Genomic DNA, 19088 nt, shown 5'->3' with positions numbered 1-19088 from the left:
ATATTTTAACTGAAATAAAATCAACTGATCACTAAAATTTAGACCCTTCGCATTAAAACTTTGGTTTATTTACACCACATTTTCACTATAAATTAAATCTACCTTTTTTCCCATCTTTTTCTGGATAACTTCAAAATGATCTAATTCATCAGGACTAACCAGCGAGATGGCTTCTCCAATTTGCTCTGCTCGTCCGGTTCTACCAATTCTGTGTAAATAATCTTTTGGCGATCGTGGCAATTCATAATTAATCACAAATGGAAGCCTATCGATATCAATCCCTCTTCCTATTAAATCAGTGGCAACCAAGATCTTAAGTTTACCCGATTTAAAAAGGTACAAAGCTTCAGTTCGGGCTCCCTGACTTTTTTTACTATGGATCGCTTTTGCATCGAAATTATTTTTACGGAGTTTATTAACCACCGCATCAGCCGCATGAACGGAGGAAGTAAATATCAACACTTGTTGCATTTCGCGACTACTGATCAATTTACGTAAAAAAGGCCCTTTATTTTCATTTGACACAATGTAAGCAACCTGCTGAATCTGCTCAATCGAATCTTCCTGCTCTTCGATTTTTATTACCAGCGGATCGTGTAATATTACCTGGTGAATCAGTTGAATATCTGCATTTAAGGTGGCTGAAAAAAATATATTCTGGCGTTTTTGCGGCAAAAGTGAAATGATTTTATCTACTTCTTCCTTAAAACCCAGGTTCAGCATTTTATCGGCTTCATCTAAAACAAGCGTTTCTATATCCGATAAAGATACTGCGTTGGAAGCCACCAATTCCAATAATCTTCCAGGAGTAGCAATAACTATGTTTGTTCCCTGAAGAGCCGTCATTTGAGGGTTGATGGAAACACCTCCATATACTGCAACTGCCTTTACAGGGACATTGAGCCCTTTGTTAAATATTTTGAAAACATCTTTCACTTGCTCGGCAAGTTCGCGTGTAGGTACCAACACCAATGCATTAACGTGCCTGTTTTTAAGCTTCGGTGCCTCTTTAAGATTCATTAAAAGTGGCAGTACATAGCTAACGGTTTTACCAGAACCTGTTTTAGCAATTCCAAAAACATCTTTTTTGTTCAATATTGCTGGTATAGCTGCTTGCTGGATCGGCGTAGCTAAAGTAAAATGCTGATCTGATAATACTTTTAATAAATCTGGAGACAAACCCAGAGACGTGAATGACATAAATTCGTTTTCGTCAAAATTAAACAAAAATAGCCATTAAATATTACCTCACAAAGTAGAACTGATGTTAATGCCAGCAACAATTTTATTAATAGTTTAAATTAAAAGATGCAAAGGTTGCATACGCAGCCTTTGCAAGATTTATTCATCCCAAAATAAATCCACAGATATTTGCTTTATGATTCAACGTGCATTAAAAAAAACAAATTAAAATTAGGTTTGATTGTATTCGTTTAATCAAATCCTAAAAAGCCAATCAATATTGCTCAGCTTAATAATTTAGGGTGTTTGTTCCCTTTTAGGTTTTTCATCATACTTACTGATGCCTGATAATACATAACCAATCATAGCACCTAGCAGCGTTGCTACAGTTTCGCTTTTGAGCATACATTCTAAAGATAAAATTATAATACATGGGAGAAAAAATGCACAGCAAAGAAACTGTACAGTTCTGGCTCCTATTGATTTGTCTTTAACTATTGCGCGGACAACAAGGCCGATAATGGTGATCAACATGATCAAAACCATTCCAAATTCTATTATTTCTTTAAAATCTTTGGTGTTGAACATAAGCGATTGGGGGTTAAGAAAGTGAAAAACCGATGAATAATATCTAAAGCAATAAGATTGGGTATCGATGGGAAAAACACATAATAATAAGCCCATTAGCGTATCTCAGATTCGCGAGTTCACGGCTTAATCAATTTAAAAATTCTTTCTGATAAAGCAAAAGCCGAATTCACCTGCTAAAACCACGGCAAGTGTTCCATAAAAATCTAAGCTGCACAAAGCATTAGGATTCTGAGGATCAAAGTTGTATTCTGTACCTAGCTTATAATAATACATATTGGCATCTGGCGTATGATCACATCCATTATTACATTTTATTTACATCTGTGAGCTTTATGAAACAGCCTCTACCCGTTGCCTGTAAACATTTAATATCTCTAAAAGTAGACTGGTTACCTGTTCTGCTTTAAAGCGGACCTCCTTTAAAAACACCAATATTTGAGTAAAAGATATTGAACCCGTCTGCTTCAAATGATTTACAGCCAGTTTCGGTTGAGGCTTCTGCAGTAAATACCATAAAAATGAAAGAGATTGCAGCAATGCAGCTTCTATATCCTTTCCACAACTTAGCCATCAGACAAAGGCTTAAGTTCCGCAACACTTTCATGAATAATAAATTAGATAGACAAACAGTGTTGAGTTTCTTCAGGAACGTGTTGATCTTTTTGAGCAGATTTATGCTTATCTGCAACAGGGTTATAGCGCAGAGAACCTTACATACATAAATCTTTTGCTTATGCAGTATCTTTCAACATTTATTTATGCTGAGCGGTTAAAAATTAAATCGCCACAAGATAGCCGCGATGAGATCGAAAAATCAATTCTTTTTATGCAGGAGCATTTAAACGAAACTTTATCTCATTCTAAACTAGCCTCATCTGTAAATTTATCAAATAGTCATTACTCCGCTATCTTCAAAAGAAAGACAGGCTTTCCGCCAATTGAATATTTCAATCACCTCAAAATCCAAAAAGCTTGTAGTTATTTGCAATTTACAAAATTAAGGATCAAGGAAATTGCTTTTAAGCTTGGAATTGATGATGCTTTTTATTTTTCGATGTTTTTTTGATCCCAATTTAAGGCTTGATCGGATCAACTTAGCAATTCCACCTTAAACAAGAAACCCCTTGAATGATTAATTCAAGGGATTTATAGGATTTAAATCCTTTTTTTGTCGGGATGGCGGGAAGCGAAACAATCTTATAACCACCTGTAATACAAATACTTAAAACACTCAATTTTATAATGGTTACGATTTGGGTAAGCTATTTTCTTACTGCTTTTCACACCAAATTTAACTACAAACATTGTAATCTAGAACTTGAAACTCTGTTTTTATTAATGCAATTTAATAAAAAAAGGGGAAATTCAGCCTTTTGCAATAACAAAACTATGTAAATTCCTCCATCTTGCCATCCTTGAGCCACCAGATATCGCAATAATCATATTTTATCCATTTTCCATCGCTTTCCTTTAATTCAATTTCCCTCACTGCAAGAACGAACTCATCCTCAGCAACCAGCCTTTACATTGAATTTCCATACCTAACGACAATAGGGGTAGGAACTTTATCTGAGTACACAATTACAATTGGTTTGTTTATTACTATTACTCCATCGAAAATACTTCCCAGCCGCTAATAGTTGCCCTGTTACATTTCATTACCGACTGTCCATCTTCAGAAGAAATATACTTGCCGTTATTCCCCTTAAATGAGACTTTTCCATTGGCGTTAACCACCCAATCAAACTTTTCCCAATCGCTGATCGTTGTCCGGTTGCAGGTTATCCCGGTTGTAGCCCCATTTTCGGATGATACAAATTTGTTCATGCTTCGCAAAGCAACTTTTCCTCCACCTGCGTCTATAATGGTAAAGGTTTCCCAGTCAGAAGCACTCGCACGGTTACATTTCATGGGTGCTTCCCCATTTTCGCCAGATACAAATAGGTTGTTCGATCCTTTTAATTTTAACGTTTGACCAATGGGCGCTTCAGCTTGTACCTCCAAGCTACCGAGTTCAAGCCATCCATTTTTAAAGGTGCCGGTTACAGCAAGTGCAATACCCGGCTTATTCAAATTTGTTTTATCGATGATGGCTACCCCCCATTTGTAATTACCAGGAGGCAAATTGATTGCCGTTGTGGTAAAATCGTAAGTCATGGGATTATCTTTAAGCCATTTAGAAGGATCACCGTTTTCATCAATAAAAAGTTTTTTTACCGCACCGGCAGTATCCAGAATAGCAAAGGCAACTTTGTACTTATAGTTCCACTGAGGAATATTGTTAGGGCAATACCCCCAGCCCATGTTTTTCCAGCGATGGCTTAAAGTAGCCGTGGCACCATTGGCAATTGCGTTTGGTAACGATAACTCATCAGGATATAACCGATAGCCTCCTTCGGCATTAAAACGTTGTACCAGCGGAAAGCTGGTCTGAAACCAGGAGGTTGTTTCTCCAACCCTAAAATCCATCATGTTTACCGCAGCTTCGGCCGACCTGTTAAATTCGCCCAGCCTTACATCCTCAGGGTGCCCTTCGCGATATTGTCCGCTTGAGTCGATCCAGTAACGATGGGTACCACTTACAATCCATCCGCCCTCCATAATAATCGGACGTTTATGTTTCCAGGTTGCAGCAAAATTTTTCTCCCAGCTTTGGTAGTAATCGGTCATTCCAAATGCGTCATGCCTTAAGCTATACCCTTGATTGATCGCTTTTACCAGTAACCTGTCACTATTGGCGTTTGCTGCCCCCCAACTTGTAGGGTGGCCTATTAACCTGTGGTAATTGATCACCAGCGGTACTTTAGTAAATGTCCTGTTGTATAATGCCATTATCCAGTCTAAAGTCTCTTCTTTAGCCGTTTCTGTTTGCGCAGCAGTTAAAGTACCCGGTTCTGCATACACAACATTGTGTGCTTCTCCCCATTTGCCCAAACCATAGGCATCGATAAAAGAGGTACGAACAGGATCATTGAAGTCTTTTGCCAGTTCTTCAATGAAGGTAGTATAATACTGCCTGAATATCGGATCCTGAGGGTAAGGGGTTTTCTGTGTAGGCGCAGCGGGATTTGACAACCAATATCCAGCTCCTGCGCTGAACACAAAAGCAGGCGTATTTTCTCCCTGATCACGCCCGTCTACAACAATCCGGAACGCGATGGGCAAACCCCTGGTTTTAACGCCATTAATTAATTTACCGATCTGCGAACTCAAGTCTCTCCAGGCATAAACGCCGGGGCTGGGATTAAGGGATCTCCAACTTGTACGGATGTAGCAGGCTGACGCATAATCTATAGCCTTTACGTTTCTCCCCAATTCTGGTACATAAAACTGACTATCCCAGTAGGTATCCAGCGCATCGCGCTTCCCATACATCACCCAGCCATTTAAAGGATTGCGCAATACAGCTGTACTATTATATACAGGCCTGATCAGTACGTTATTGGCGGCACCAACAACAGCCATTTTTTGCGCTCCGTTGCTAAAGGTTTCTAAAAGATCTTCGTCTTTGTTTTTAGTACACGAAAGCATTTGTAAGCATAATACTGCCAGCAAAGCGACCTTTCCGGTCTTTTCTAAATTTAGTTTTTTCATGGTAATAAACATTAAATTATTGGATTAAAAATTCTTTAAGTTTGAATACAGCAAGCTTCTGAAAGCTTAGGACAATTTTTGCCTTTCGCTAAAATTACATGCGCACCAGTTGCTACCTAAATAAGGGATTGACGTAAAGAGACCTATAAATCGAAGCGCGATTGTCGACAGATCGCTATTTCGAATCACAATAATGGGGCTTAAAAAATCGGTGATCAGTGTAAGATGTTACACTGGTTAGGAAAGGCAAAGGAGATCTTTAATGCATCCAATCTGGACTCATTTAATTACACTTAGCCCCCATTTCACCTTGCTCCCGGTTAATGGAACTTAAGATATTGGCTCATAAGAATATAATTTGGTTGTGATAAAAATACACGGCCAGAGTGTGCTGAAGGGTTCGTTTTTGTACGGAAATGGTTCAATTTTGTACAAGAAGAAAAAAAATGCCCTGAAGGATATTAAAACCGAGATTCACCTTCAAAAAATATGGATAAATCATTGCGTATCACCGGATCGAGTAAGAAGCAGGGAATTAGTTTCCCTGCTGTCTCCTCACACCACCGTACGTACCGTTCGGTATACGGCGGTTTGTTAGAATAACTTCGTTTGGTGTGTCGTTTTCCAATAGTAATAATTGGTAAATCCATCAAGTCCATGCCTCAAAAAGAACTTCTTGTCAAGGGTTGTAAGTAATATCGGGCTGTTTGCAGTCCTACAGTACCCCTTACGGGTATTGGCCAATTGATAGGCCCTTGGTTTTACCAACCCCATCTTCATTAAATTCCGCGCTCTACCCGTTATACTCTTCCATTGCTTCCAAAGAACAATCCGCAGTCTGGTCCTCATCAACTCGTCCAGTCTGGTCATATGACTCTTTGCTTCTGCAATAGAGAAATAATTAACCCAACCATGAATGATTTCCTTAAGCGTTAATATTCTTTCTTGGAATGGAACTGGTTGGCTACGTTTAGTTTGCTCCCGGATTTTCTCCTTGATCGCTCTTAGAGATTTGGATGAAATTCGCATCTTCCATCCCTCTTTGCTACCATAGAATGAAAACCCGAGCAGACTACTTTGGCTTGGCCTGCTAACCTTACTTTTTTCCCTGTTAACCTTCAGTTTCAGGCAGTCTTCCAGATATACTGAAATACTTCTCATTACCCGGTGTCCTGATTTCCTGCTTCTTAGATAGATACTGCAATCATCAGCATATCGCACGAACCTGTGCCCACGCTCTTCGAGCTTAACATCGAGTTCGTGAAGGATAACATTTGATAGTAACGGACTTAATGGACTGCCTTGTGGCGTTCCTTCTTTTCTTGGGCTGACCAATCCATTCTCCATGATCCCCACACTCAAATAAAGACGAATAAGCTTCAATGTCCGCTTATCCTTTATCTTTACTGACAGCAGATGCATAAGTTTATCATGGTTTACCCGGTCAAAAAATTTGTCCAGGTCAAGTTCCACAATCCAGGTGTAACCTGTGTTAAGATATTCCTGAGCCTTTAACACTGCCTGATGGGCATTGCGATCTGGCCGGAAACCATAACTATCAGAGGAAAAGTCGCCCTCGTACTTGGGGCTCAGCCATTGAGAGATGGCCTGCTGGATCAACCGGTCAATGACCGTTGGGATGCCAAGCATCCTCTTACCACCACTGCCTTTGGGTATCTCTACCTTTCTTACAGCGTTCGGTCGGTAATGGCCTGATAAAATATCACTCCGTAATGCCTGCCAGTTAGCATTCAGGTAGTCGCGAAGTTCATCGGTCTGCATACCATCAATACCACCAGCACCCTTATTGGCAGTAACCTGCCTAAAGGCTCTTTGTACATTTCGGATGTCTAATATTTCTTCAAGCATAATACTAAAAAAAAACTCCTTCCCAGGCATTGTGTACATTGGTTGCACGGCTCGGCTCAGCTCCTCTTATAATTTACTCTCGGATTCCGTCCTACCCTCATATAAGCAGTTCTCTAATGTGGTTCCGCTGTAAACGCTCTGCCATAAACTTCCTGTTTCCTTTGCCATCCTAACATTTGGTCCTTTCTGCATCCGAAAAATGCAGTACTACGACCGCTGCTGACTTCTGATTGAGGCATTTAACATCTCTGCCAAATGTTTCTTCTCCTGTAATCGCGCTTACAATTGACAGAACTCATTCAGATCTCCCGGGGTAAGACAATCTACTTCCTATGGATGTGGCCTCTGTATCTGCGTAATAGTCCCCGTGCAGTATTGGGCTTCTGTTTGTTTCGCAACATCACCCGGACTAAATCCGCCTCGTATACAGTTTCTGTTCGTAAGCCCCCATATTTGCCGCGGACTTCCTTCAGATTCGCAGTCACCCACGACACCCTTGTCTCGAGCTAACACTTCCTACTGCTAAGCGTGTTCGGGACTTGAACCCTATAGTCGATTGCCATGCCCGGCGCACGAAACAAAAAACGGAGGCGCTTTGCAGCGTTCCTCCGTTAACTAAAACTAACCAATCTTATCTTTTTAGACTATGCCAGCACAACATATTGTAAAATAGCGACTTGCCACAGCATCCATCCACTAGCATAACTAAAAATGGAGTTTGGCAAAGCGGATAAAATTTGTCCAATCATAAACGTTGAGGTCGTGTTTCCCTTCCCTGAAATGGTAACCCATAGCCGAATTAATTATGGGACTGTTCACGGCGGGCATATCTTTAGGAAGGTTAACTTTCTTACCATAGAGATCGTAAACAGGCTTGGCATTCACTAATGACAAAAACGAGCCGTAAGGGTCTGCCCATCGATCTTCCGTAGCATTGGTGGTATACACTGGCCGTGGAGCAATGAGACCAATGAGCATATGCTGATCAACAGGCAGGCTGTTTACATCATTGCTATATTTCTTGTAATTATTGTTAAACCAATAACCAAACTGTTTATTGATCAGGCTTATTGTTTCGCCATATTTACGCCTTGCAAGCGATGCACCTGTACTGCCTGAGCAACTGCTAAACACCATTGCAAAACGTTGATCCTGGGCGGCGGCCCATAAAGCTGTTTTACCACCCCGCGAATGCCCAACGAGTGCAACTTTGTTAAAATCGATTTCTTTATCGGTTTTGAAGTAGTCCATTACCCTGCTTGCGGCCCAGGCCCAAACGCCGATTGCTTTCATTCCGTTATCTTTTTCGAGTTCTGCCGGAAACAAATGTGCCAGTACACCATTCTGATAGCTATCCTTACGGTCAGGAGCTACATCTCCATGATGAAAAGCAGCAATAGCATAACCGCTGTCGATCAACAGCTCTGCAGGCCAAAAGGTACTCTTTTCTACTCTTGTTGGATCCGTATTTCTGCTGCTCCGGTTGTTGATCAGTAAAAATACCGGAGCTGGTTTGTTCCGCTTGTTTGGAATAAAGAGCACTACAGGAAAGGATATCGAATTCCCTTTATTCCAGGAAGTAATCTTTATCTCCTTCAAATGGGCCTTTCCCTGCATGGCATCAGCTTTTTCATTAGTTACCATAAATTTCAAACTATCAAAACTACCGGGTGTTTTTCCATAAACATGTTCCTCAAAAAGGGCTAAAAGCTCAGGTCTTCGTTTCTTCCAAATCGAGGTGTTTTTCACCCTTTCTCCCTTTGTGGTGAGCAGTATTTCAGGTAAGGTGTAGGCAGGAACAGTGCTTTCATCGTAATTGACAATTTCTCCCATAAACTTATCCGTTTTCTGTGCATATAAACTACCTGAAAACAGGATTAGCGCAAGCAAAAAAATCAGTATTTTTCTTACCGGATTGTTTATTAAAAATCTGCCTAGATGGGGAGAAAGTTTTATTCTATACATCATACTCAATACCCTGGATTTTGAATCAGTTTATTTGCTTTATTGATTTCAGACTGCTGAAAAGGATACCAATAATTTTTACTGGTGAAGGTCCTGTTTTCAATTACAAAAGGGCTATAAGTTAATGTAGTACCCACCTTGGTAATTTTTATACCTTTAACGGGTCCGTTAAAATTACTTTCCCCATCTTTCCATCGCCTCACATCAAAAAACCGCTGTTCTTCGAAACATAATTCTACACGGCGCTCATTTTTAATCCGATCGCGCATTTGAGATTGTGTTAAGCCAGATAGTACAGGCATTCCTGCTCGGGTGCGCACAGCGTTTATGGCATTATAAACTTCTGCATTCGGACCTCCAAATTCATTTAAAGCTTCTGCATAGATCAATAAGATTTCAGCATACCTAAACAATACCCAGGGCCTTCTTACGCTTGTGGTACCTGTGATGTTGTAAGTTGCATTACCACTTAGAAATTTACGCAGGTAATAACCTGATTTTGTACTGTTTACATTGGAAGGAACATTATCACGGCCGCCCTCATAAGTTTCTACTGCACGGGTTAAACTTCCCGTTTTAAAATTTGCTCCATTATATACAATAAACTGGTTTAAACGTGGGTCTCTGTTGGTATACGGATTTTGCGGGTCATAACCTGATGCAGGATCTGTTATGGCTTTACCATTGGCCATTTCAAAGGCGTCGACCAGGTTCTGTGTAGGGTTTGTTCTTCCCAACCCTCCGGTGAAACTAATGGGTGCGTTATTCGACTCTATTGTATTGGTATTGCTTGCTGGTGTGGCGAAAATAACCTCGTTGTTGTAAGAAGTAGCGGTGGTGGTATAGTCCCATAAGCTCGGGAATAACGCCGTGCTCAACAAGCTGTGCTTGTTTAAATCGATTAAATCTTTTGCACTTTTTGCAGCATTCTGCCACCGCTGCAGGTCGTTACCCGGGTTATAAAGCGGACTTGCATAAACCAACAGCGCCTTGGCCTTTAGTGCCATTCCTGCAGCCTTTGTAGCACGGCCGTAATTGGCCGCATCCCAATCTTTGGTAGAAGCTGCAGGAATCTGGCTGATTGCCGAATCGCAATCTTTAACAATCTGTTTTACCACATCATCAACAGTATTTCTTGGAAGGTTCAGATCTTCTATCGGCGAAAAGGATCTGGTGGCGAGCACAATTCCGCCATACCGCTTAAATAACTCATAATGGAATAAAGCCCTTAGAAAAAAAGCCTCTCCCCTTAGTGCGGGCAGATCGCTTGCCGGAAAGATAACCGCCGTGGGTGATCGCTCCAGAAATGTATTTACCACCCATAATCCGGTATAAAGATTGGTATACTGTTCATCGAAGGTCCTTAAACTGCTCCAGTTACCATTATTGAAAACGTTTACATTGCTGTTTAAATTTGAATTTACAGCTTCATCACTTCCGCTGGCCATTAATGCGCCCGAACCGTCAACATTGTATCTGGCCAGCATGTAATTGTATCCGTTGTTCAAATACTCCCGCACACGCCTGTCTGTATTCCAGATTGCTTCTTCACTTACGGGGCCTTCACTGTACGAAGGCTCAAAAAATTCATCCTTACAAGCGCCAAGGCCCGTTAGCAAAACTGCCAGAAGGATATACATACCATATAGTTTCTTTTTCATCTTCATTTTGAATTAAAATTTGACATTTATACCCACGGCAAAGGTTTTTACGTAGGGATAAGAGGAAAAACGACCTGCATTCGGTGTTTCGGGATCAATATCCAGCTCATTGAGTTTGGAAATGGTAAAAATATTATTGCCGCTTACAAAAATCCTGGCACCTTTAAAACGTAAGCGCTGGTTGAATTTATTTGAAGTGCTATAACCAATTTCAGCGGATCTAAGCTTCAAAAAATCACCTGAATACAACCAAAAAGTAGAATTTGCGGTATTATTCCCATTATCTGAGATTCCAACGCGTGGATATTTTGCTGTAGCCGCAGTGGCAGGTGTCCAGCTATCTAAGTTCAACTGGTTCAATCCATTAGGACCAGCATACATAATATCAGAAAGATCAATTGTTCGCCCTTCTACGCCTTGAAACTGTGCGCCGAGATCAAACTGTTTATACCTGATGTTAAAACCAAAGCCGTAATATATTTTCGGAATATCGGTATAGTCGCTTGATACAGCATCATTTGCATCTATGAGATTGTCGTTGTTAACGTCTTTATATTTAAGATCGCCAGGTACCACCAGGCTCGACAAGGTTTGCTTTGGACTTGCATTAATTTCGGCCTGGTTTTGAAAAATACCTTCAGCAACGTAATAATTTCCGCCATTTACATAGCGCCCTATTGTAGATTGATTGGGCAATACATTTTCGGTCCTTTCTAGAATCACGTTTTTGGCATAGGTAAAGTTAGCGTTGGTACTGATCAGTACTTCTCCGATTCTTTTATTAAAAGCACCGCTGGCATCAAATCCTTTACTGCTCACCTTGCCAGAGTTTACCTGTGCAATGGCTATCCCAACGATACCTGGTAAATTTGCAGGGCCTAAAATGTCTGTTCGTTTTTCATCAAAATAATCAAAAGAGAAAGAAAGCGCCCCTTTAAAAAAATCTACATCTGTACCCAGGTTTAATCGGTCAACCTTTTCCCAGGTGGTTAACGGGTTACCGGCAGGACTTACCAATCTTGCTGTTGTTGAGGTGGAAAAAGTAGAACCGAGGAATGGCCCTGCATCTCTGGTAAACAGCGTACGGTAAGGCAATCTGACGATATTCCCGCTGGCATCATAAGTTGGCCCGATATTACCCGAACGCCCGTAAGATCCTCTCAATTTAAGGTAGCTGATTGCTGAGGCATCTTTAAGAAAATCTTCTTTGGAGATAAGCCATCCGGCCGATACTGCCGGAAAAAACCCGAAACGTCTTCCTGGAGCGTAATTTTCTGATCCTGAATAACTTGCTATGAAACCCAGCATATAGCGCTGTTTGAAACTGTAATCGGCACGGCCAACAAGCATACGCGAGCGATATTCTAACCGATCTACCGCTGCACTTATATATTGCTGCCCACGCACATTGGCTTTTATTTGATGATCTGCACCAATAGTCCTGTTATAATCGAAGCCAAACCAAAGCTCATTATTTTTGGTATTGGTTTGGAATGCCGCAGTTCTATAAGCAATAACCGCAGGTGTACGATAGGTTTGTATAGGTGTTACTGTTTGATTGAAAACAGCATAATTTTCAGATAGTCCGTCGCCATAATTACCATAGCCATCATAAGAGAAGAATAAGTTGGCAGAAAGGCCTTTCGTTATAAAATCCAGTTTTTGATCGGCCATGATACTGGCCAGTAAAATATTTGTGGTGGTACGCGAAAATCCTGTGCCCTGTAACTGGCCGAGGGGATTATTCTGAAAGAGTGAAGTTCCACCATAAGATCCATCCGCATTTAAAATAGGAAACGCATTTGGTGGCAAATTATACAAGTTGTTAAATACAGTTGCAGTACCATCTCCGACATCGTTCCGTACTTCACTTCTAACCCCTGCCAATAAGGTTAGCGTAAGCATTTTGGTCACATCGTAGTCCAGATTGATCCTGAAGTTATAGCGTTTATAACCGTAATTAGAATCGTAATTGGGCGTTTCTGTTTCTTTAAAAAGTCCTTGCTGGTTAAAGTAACTAACAGAGCTAAAATAACGCACCTTGTTGCTCCCGCCACTAAAAGTAAGTGCATACCTTTGGGTAGCAGCCCGTTTGTTTAGAAAACGATCTAAATAATTGTTATCAGGATACAAATAGGGATCTGTATGATTTTTGTACCCTTCAAGGGCTGCCTCACTGTAAGCTGGTGTTTGCCCGATATTGGTTAAGCCACGATTGTACAGGGTGGCAAAATCGTAGGCATTTAAGGGCTTGATCAGGTTGCTGGCCGACTGAAAACCACCCTGGGCATCGAAAGAGATCAGGTTTTCTCCAACTTTTCCCCTTTTGGTTGTCACCAGAATGGCGCCGTTGCCTCCATTTAGCCCATACCAGTTTAAAGCAGCAGCATCTTTTAATACGGTTACGCTTTCAATTTCGCTGATATCCATGTCTTCGAAATCACGTTCAATTCCATCTACCAGGAAAGCTGGTGTTGAGCCCTGCGCATAAGATGACCTTCCACGGATCTGGTAGGACACGTTGCCACCACCAGGTTGATTACCTGTCCATCGGAACAAAAAGCCACTCAATCTTCCGGCGAGTAAACCAGACAGGTTACTGATGGGCACTTTTGTGAGCTGGTTATACCGAAGCGAACTCTGGGCAAAATTAAGTTCTTCCCTACTGCGTGTACCGAAGGGGATTTCAATCAATTTATTAGTTGAATCTATCTGTCCATCGTTTTCCTTTGTGATAGACACCTTCTGATTTGTATTTTGTGCTAAAGCTGTGCAGGTAAACAGATAGCATATGATGCCCAAAATTATGCCTGAACATTTAGTATATCTTGTCATTTCTTATCTTTTAAATTATATATAACTGAATGGTTACCAGCCTGGATTCTGTTTTAAAGCGCCGCTGGTTTTATTCATTTCTGCTCTCGGGATCGGGTATAAATACATGTTATTGTTGAATACCTTTTTAAATGCAGGCAATTCTATCACACTGTAGCTAAATGATCCATTGGCATTTTTAATCACCTTCATGGCTTTCATTGACTGTGCCACGATTTCCGGTCCTTTTTTCCAGCGGAGTATATCCCACCAGCGCATGTCTTCGAAAGCAAATTCTATGGCACGTTCATTTCTGATGCGTTCGCGCATTTCAGCTTGGCTGAGGCCAGCTGGCAAAGCAGGCATTTTAGCCCGCAAACGAATGGCGTTCACCGCGTTATACACTTCGGCAGTTGGACCGGCTTCTTCATTTAAAGCCTCAGCATAATTAATCAGTACTTCCGCATACCTGTAGAAAACATAATTCAGAAGCGCCGATGCAGTAGAGCCCGAACGCGAAGCTTCAGGCCATAGCCTTTTGAGGTAATAGCTGGTTTTAGTAATGGAGGTAGCAGTGCTGATATCAGTTCCATAGGTGATTATACCATGCGCATTAGGCTCTGATTGCCAGGTTTGTACCGCACGCCCCTGCCAGGTAACATTATTATAAAGGATGTTGACATAAAACCGTGGATCTCGATTGAGATAAGGATTTTGCGGATTGTAGCCTGATGTCACATCGGTAATCGGTTTGCCGTTCGCCATTTCATACAGATCAACATGATTCTGAACGGGCGAAAGATTAGATTGTGCTCCTCCATAACTTGTAGGAATCAAAAAATCGCTGAGGTAGGTACCAATAAATCCACGGCCTCCGCGCGGCCAGATCCGGATGTACTCATTAGAGTTTGCCACAGTGAGTACGTTGGCATAGTTGGCCTCGAGTGAAAATTTATTTAGGTCTATAATTGCTTTCGATGCCTCTGCGGCTTTCTTCCACTTGGCTAAATCATTGTTGGGATTATTTAACGGACTGGCATCGAATAGCAAGGCTCTTGCTTTAAGCGCCATCACTGCAGCTCCTGTAGCCCTGTTAGACTGTGCAGCAGGATTTGGCCAATCGGCATTGGTTAATGGCAATAGTGTGGTGGCCTGCTCCAGATCACTCAAAATAAGCGCCAATGTTTCCGCATAACTCGCACGCGGAAGGTCTGTTGAGGCTTCAGTAAAATCCTGAGGTTGGGTTAATATAACCACCCCGCCAAAGCGCCTTAAAAGCTCAAAATAAAAATACGCCCGGAGATAAAGTTGCTCGCCTTTAATATAATTAGGATTGTAAAGATCTGTCCATGGGGTTTTATCCATGTTGGCCAGCATCAGGTTTGCGTTCCGGATTCCTCTGTACATTTGTGCATAAATACCTGTTACATCTGAAGCCCCGGGGTCTAAAAACTGGCCGCTATTCATCGCTGCTACCTCAATCTGACCGTTATTAACAATAGATTCATCTGTAAATTGCGAAGTCATTCCTTTATAACCGCTCAGGCGGCCATAATCTGAAATGGAAAACGTATAAGTAAAATCGCCGAAACGGGAAGTCAGCAAGGGGTCTTTAAAAACCTCTTCAAGATCGCTCTGGATCCCCACATCGCGTTGTAGAAAATCCTTTTTGCAGGAAAAACCAATTAACGAGGCAACTAAAAACAAGAGATATATGATTTTTTTCATGATTCTACCTTTAATTAAAGTGATAAATTAAGACCGAAATTGAAGACCTTGGTGGTTGGAATGGTGGCAACGGATGAAGCATAAGCATTTCCCGACAAACTATTTTCAGGATCTATACCATAGAAATTAGTCCAGGTTTTTAAATTCTGCCCACTAACAAATACCGTAAGGCTACTTAACCGAAGTCCAGTTATCCATTTTTTAGGCAAACTGTAGCTGAGTTGCACATTTCGCAGTTTGATGTAAGAAGCATCCTGCAGTGTAAAATCGTTCAAACTTTCGTTAGGGTTTGCATTCAGGCCCGGACGGATTACCGGCCAGCTGGCATTGGTATTGCCAGGCGTCCATCTTTCGAGCATCGGTGCATAATACTGGTTAAGGCCACCACTTTGGAACACCACGTTAGAACTCACATTGGTTACCGCATTAAACAATGCCGATAACTGAAATCCCTTATAACCGAACTGCATATTTAAGCTGGCATTGTATTCAGGGATGTTTGGATGCCCAACGGCCACTACATCCTGGTTATTGATTATTCCATCTTCGTTTACATCCTGGTATTTAAAATCGCCTGGTATGGATGGATATGCCGTTATTTTGTTTAGCGGACTGCTGTCTATATCTTTTTGGTCTGCATAAAAGCCAAGCACATGGTATCCGAAATAAGTACCGATAGGCTTGCCAGATACCCGCAGGTTCTCTGCAAGGCCGGGTGCCTCGTCTAGTACCCTGCGCTGGTTACGTGCATAACTCAGGCTTCCGGTGAAGGAATAGTTAAATTCATTAATCTTATCACGATAAGTTACTGAAAGTTCATATCCATGGTTATAATTGATGCCATAATTGGTACTCGGAACCGTAGCCCCATAGGTGGCAAAACTGGTTGCCGATCGGGTAGTTAAAATATCCGAACGCTCATCATCAAAAAGATCTGCCGTGATATTCAGTTTATCTTTAAATAAAGAGAGATCAAGCCCTATATTTCTTTTTAACGAAATCTCAAAGGTGATAAATGGATTACCATATTGCAATTGGGTATAGGTTGGCGCACTGAAGTTGCTGTTTGGGTTTCCAAATACGACGTTTGCCCCTGCTCCAAACCTATTCTGATAATAGAACCGGCTTGTACCTGGACTAGGAATCCCTACCCTACCAATCGAACCACGTATTTTGAGCATACTGATCCAGGTAAACTTTTTCATCCAATCTTCATTGGCCAAATTATAACCTACAGTTGCAGCTGGAAAAAAGCCATAGCGATAACCTTTGGCATAGTTCTCTGAGCCATTGTAAGTAGCACTGGCTGTTAAAAAGTATTTATTGCCATAGTTATAGGTTGCTTCCGAAATAATACCTTGATTGGCATATGGGGCAGCTGCCGCTGCTGAGCCCTGAAGCTCGCGCTGACCGATTAAATTAGCACTCAAGTTATGCTTACCGAATGATCTGCCATAGGTTAAAAACAGTTGTAAGTTCGTTTTTGTGAACCCACTTCTTGAATAAGCTGGTGCGCCAAAAAAATCATTATAAGTTCCACCAACTGGTGTAAGTGCCAATGTTGACCGGTTTAGTTCGAGGTATCCTGTACTTCCCCTTTGCAACTTTCCGGATAACTGCGTAGCATCGTAACCGAACTGCGCTTTTAAGCTCAGCCCTTTTGTTATAAAATCAAGTTTTTGGCGTACCGTAAAAATCGATTCGGCAATATTGTTATCGGTAAAAGCATATCCCCCGTAAGTTAACAAAGCATAAGGATTGAAAGCATTTACCCCACCCAGTCCATAATTTACGATGTGGTTATAGTTTCCATCCAATGCAATTACTTTAGGATCATCTGAGTTGGTGTATTCTTTAAAAAATGGGGCTGCCCACGATGGCATTTTCAAGGCCCTGCCTACAAGCCCTTCTATACCATTGCTCACCACACCAGCAGGGTCGTTGTATTCGCTCATACCTGCCGGGCTGTAGCGGTGCTCGTTCCTGCCAGCAAGGTTAACTTCAAAATTTGTAGTCTTCGTAAGATCTATTCCAACCCTGGCCCTGAAGTTGTAACGGCTATAGCTCGGCGAGGTAGAATAATCTAAAGGTGTTTTAAATTCCTTGAAATTTCCATCTTCGCGCAGGTGGCTAAAAGAAGTAAAATATTTTACTTTTTCGCTACCGCCTGATATGGTTAGGTTCTGCTGGTTCTGCATCCAATGGTCTTTAACCAATTCATCGTACCACATCACATTTGGATAAAGCAACGGATTACCGTTTCCGGCCTTAAATGTGGCTAAATCTTCATCGGTAAATGTGCGGGCTTCACCAACATTAAGCTGGCCTTCGGTAAGCAACATCGCGCTTTCGTAGGCGCCCAGAATCTCAGGACGGGATGTGGCACTAACAATGCCCACGTTACCCGAAAGGGTTACCCTTGCCGGCCCCTCTACTCCCCTTTTCGTGGTGATTACAAATACGCCGTTGGCGCCTTTTAAACCATATAAAGCCGTAGATGATGCGTCTTTTAATATATTGATACTTTCAATCTCATTTGGATCGATATCGCCGAAAGAAGTCCGTTCAACACCATCCACAATAATAAGTGCCGTTGCTAAGGGAGAAACCTGTCCACGGATATATAAAGCTGCGCCGTTAATCCCCGGCCGTCCGGAGGTTTGCTGTACAACCAAACCAGGTACCCGCCCGGCCAAAGCGTTATTAACATTGGTTACTGGTGCTTTTAATAAATCGGCACCTGAAACGGTACTGATGGCAGCGGTAACGGCCGATCTTCTTTGTGTAGAATACCCATTTACCACCACTTCATTAAGCGAATTACTTGAAGATGTTAAGGTTACATTAATTACACTGGAAGCACCTATCGTTACTTCCTTGCTTTCAAAACCAATGGTAGAAAAAACAAGTACCTGACCTCGGTTAACGTTGATTTTATATTTTCCATCCAGATCGGTTTGAACGCCGATGGTGGTTCCTTTTATTTTGATTGTTGCACCCGGAATCGGTTGATTTTTCTCATCCTTAACGGTTCCGGTTATTTCCTGAAACAATAATTTGGGAGATGTAGTAACAGCGCTGGTCGTTATTTTTATAGGTTCGGCAGCAAGTGTATGTGCCTGACACCAAACTGCAATAACCACGAAAAACCAGCTTTTGGGCCTGAGGTTTAATTTTTTTATCATCTATTTGATATATGGTTAGAATTATTTTTTTCGAAAAGGATAAGCCTTCTTTATCTGATTTTAAAGTTGCATCCTCATTTTATTTACACTTATGCTTCAGGCAAAATCAATTGAATTAAATGATCACACTTTTTATCACGCATAATTAACCTTCAGGATACCATACAAGCGTCCTCATAAATCCCAAAAAAGGGTAGATTTATTAGCTGAATTTTAAGAAAAGAGATATGAAAGCATTACAATAGCAATTATTTGATTTTGCCGTTTGGTTTAAACCTTATGCCGTGAAACATCAGTTAAATACCTGTGCCATTCTATTTTACTGACTTGTAGTTTAGACTTTGTGTTTTCCTCGTCGGCAATGGCCGGGATGTTTGAGAAATGGGTTATCATACTTAGTTGGGTTTATTATTTGGTTAACACAAATCTATAGTACTTAGCCCTTACATAGGGTTCACTTTTGTACGGAAATGGTTTGGTTTTGTACAGTTAGCGCATT

Annotated in this window: 11 protein-coding genes; 1 reads left to right on the top strand and 10 read right to left on the bottom strand. The window is 41.4% G+C overall.

Annotated elements, in window-relative coordinates:
* Nucleotides 1-69: 69 nt before the first annotated feature.
* From ACZZZW_RS14640 to ACZZZW_RS14630, 3 genes are all read right to left on the bottom strand, one after another.
* Nucleotides 70-1200: a DEAD/DEAH box helicase gene (locus ACZZZW_RS14640; protein WP_463494418.1), complete on the bottom strand. Its 1131-nt coding sequence runs from the start codon at nt 1198-1200 to the stop codon at nt 70-72.
* A 279-nt stretch (nt 1201-1479) separates the two neighbouring features.
* A complete protein-coding gene (locus ACZZZW_RS14635; RefSeq protein ID WP_463494416.1) occupies nt 1480-1770 on the bottom strand; it encodes a hypothetical protein in 291 nt (96 codons plus the stop codon).
* A gap of 406 nt (nt 1771-2176) precedes the next feature.
* Complete coding sequence (locus tag ACZZZW_RS14630; RefSeq protein ID WP_463494414.1) at nt 2177-2344, bottom strand: hypothetical protein; 168 nt, start codon at nt 2342-2344, stop codon at nt 2177-2179.
* A gap of 162 nt (nt 2345-2506) precedes the next feature.
* Here ACZZZW_RS14630 and ACZZZW_RS14625 point away from each other — a divergent pair, with 162 nt between their 5' ends.
* Nucleotides 2507-2839, top strand: a complete 333-nt coding sequence (locus ACZZZW_RS14625) for a helix-turn-helix domain-containing protein (protein WP_463494413.1) — start codon at nt 2507-2509, stop codon at nt 2837-2839.
* A gap of 539 nt (nt 2840-3378) precedes the next feature.
* On the opposite strand, the gene ACZZZW_RS14620 is transcribed toward ACZZZW_RS14625, so the two are convergent.
* The 7 genes from ACZZZW_RS14620 to ACZZZW_RS14590 form a co-directional block, all read right to left on the bottom strand.
* Nucleotides 3379-5367 (bottom strand): DUF4832 domain-containing protein, encoded by a 1989-nt coding sequence (locus ACZZZW_RS14620; protein ID WP_463494411.1) that lies wholly within the window; start codon nt 5365-5367, stop codon nt 3379-3381.
* 594 nt (nt 5368-5961) lie between these two features.
* On the bottom strand, nt 5962-7236 hold the full coding sequence (gene ltrA, locus ACZZZW_RS14615) for a group II intron reverse transcriptase/maturase (RefSeq protein ID WP_463494048.1): 1275 nt from the start codon (nt 7234-7236) through the stop codon (nt 5962-5964).
* 705 nt (nt 7237-7941) lie between these two features.
* Nucleotides 7942-9204, bottom strand: coding sequence for a glucuronyl esterase domain-containing protein (locus tag ACZZZW_RS14610; RefSeq protein WP_463494409.1), 1263 nt, complete (start codon nt 9202-9204; stop codon nt 7942-7944).
* A 2-nt stretch (nt 9205-9206) separates the two neighbouring features.
* Nucleotides 9207-10862 carry a RagB/SusD family nutrient uptake outer membrane protein gene (locus ACZZZW_RS14605; protein ID WP_463494407.1) on the bottom strand — a complete coding sequence of 552 codons (1656 nt, stop codon included), beginning with the start codon at nt 10860-10862 and terminating at the stop codon, nt 9207-9209.
* Between the two features lie 12 nt (nt 10863-10874).
* Complete coding sequence (locus ACZZZW_RS14600) at nt 10875-13697, bottom strand: SusC/RagA family TonB-linked outer membrane protein (RefSeq protein WP_463494405.1); 2823 nt, start codon at nt 13695-13697, stop codon at nt 10875-10877.
* A 33-nt stretch (nt 13698-13730) separates the two neighbouring features.
* The gene (locus tag ACZZZW_RS14595; RefSeq protein WP_463494403.1) at nt 13731-15404 is read right to left on the bottom strand and encodes a RagB/SusD family nutrient uptake outer membrane protein; all 1674 of its coding nucleotides are present in this window, start codon (nt 15402-15404) and stop codon (nt 13731-13733) included.
* Nucleotides 15405-15418: 14 nt separating this feature from the next.
* On the bottom strand, nt 15419-18589 hold the full coding sequence (locus ACZZZW_RS14590; RefSeq protein ID WP_463494401.1) for a SusC/RagA family TonB-linked outer membrane protein: 3171 nt from the start codon (nt 18587-18589) through the stop codon (nt 15419-15421).
* Between the last annotated feature and the right edge of the window lie 499 nt (nt 18590-19088).

It is taken from the genome of Pedobacter sp. AC379 (assembly GCF_979258145.1).
This window is presented reverse-complemented; position numbering and strand designations above follow the sequence as displayed.

What these genes read in the sequence shown, in the direction of transcription:
- ACZZZW_RS14640 (WP_463494418.1), bottom strand. Translation starts at nt 1,200, where the DNA reads ATGTCATTCACGTCTCTGGGTTTGTCTCCAGATTTATTAAAAGTATTA.
- ACZZZW_RS14635 (WP_463494416.1), bottom strand. Translation starts at nt 1,770, where the DNA reads ATGTTCAACACCAAAGATTTTAAAGAAATAATAGAATTTGGAATGGTT.
- ACZZZW_RS14630 (WP_463494414.1), bottom strand. Translation starts at nt 2,344, where the DNA reads ATGGCTAAGTTGTGGAAAGGATATAGAAGCTGCATTGCTGCAATCTCT.
- ACZZZW_RS14625 (WP_463494413.1), top strand. Translation starts at nt 2,507, where the DNA reads ATGCAGTATCTTTCAACATTTATTTATGCTGAGCGGTTAAAAATTAAA.
- ACZZZW_RS14620 (WP_463494411.1), bottom strand. Translation starts at nt 5,367, where the DNA reads ATGAAAAAACTAAATTTAGAAAAGACCGGAAAGGTCGCTTTGCTGGCA.
- ltrA (WP_463494048.1), bottom strand. Translation starts at nt 7,236, where the DNA reads ATGCTTGAAGAAATATTAGACATCCGAAATGTACAAAGAGCCTTTAGG.
- ACZZZW_RS14610 (WP_463494409.1), bottom strand. Translation starts at nt 9,204, where the DNA reads ATGATGTATAGAATAAAACTTTCTCCCCATCTAGGCAGATTTTTAATA.
- ACZZZW_RS14605 (WP_463494407.1), bottom strand. Translation starts at nt 10,862, where the DNA reads ATGAAAAAGAAACTATATGGTATGTATATCCTTCTGGCAGTTTTGCTA.
- ACZZZW_RS14600 (WP_463494405.1), bottom strand. Translation starts at nt 13,697, where the DNA reads ATGACAAGATATACTAAATGTTCAGGCATAATTTTGGGCATCATATGC.
- ACZZZW_RS14595 (WP_463494403.1), bottom strand. Translation starts at nt 15,404, where the DNA reads ATGAAAAAAATCATATATCTCTTGTTTTTAGTTGCCTCGTTAATTGGT.
- ACZZZW_RS14590 (WP_463494401.1), bottom strand. Translation starts at nt 18,589, where the DNA reads ATGATAAAAAAATTAAACCTCAGGCCCAAAAGCTGGTTTTTCGTGGTT.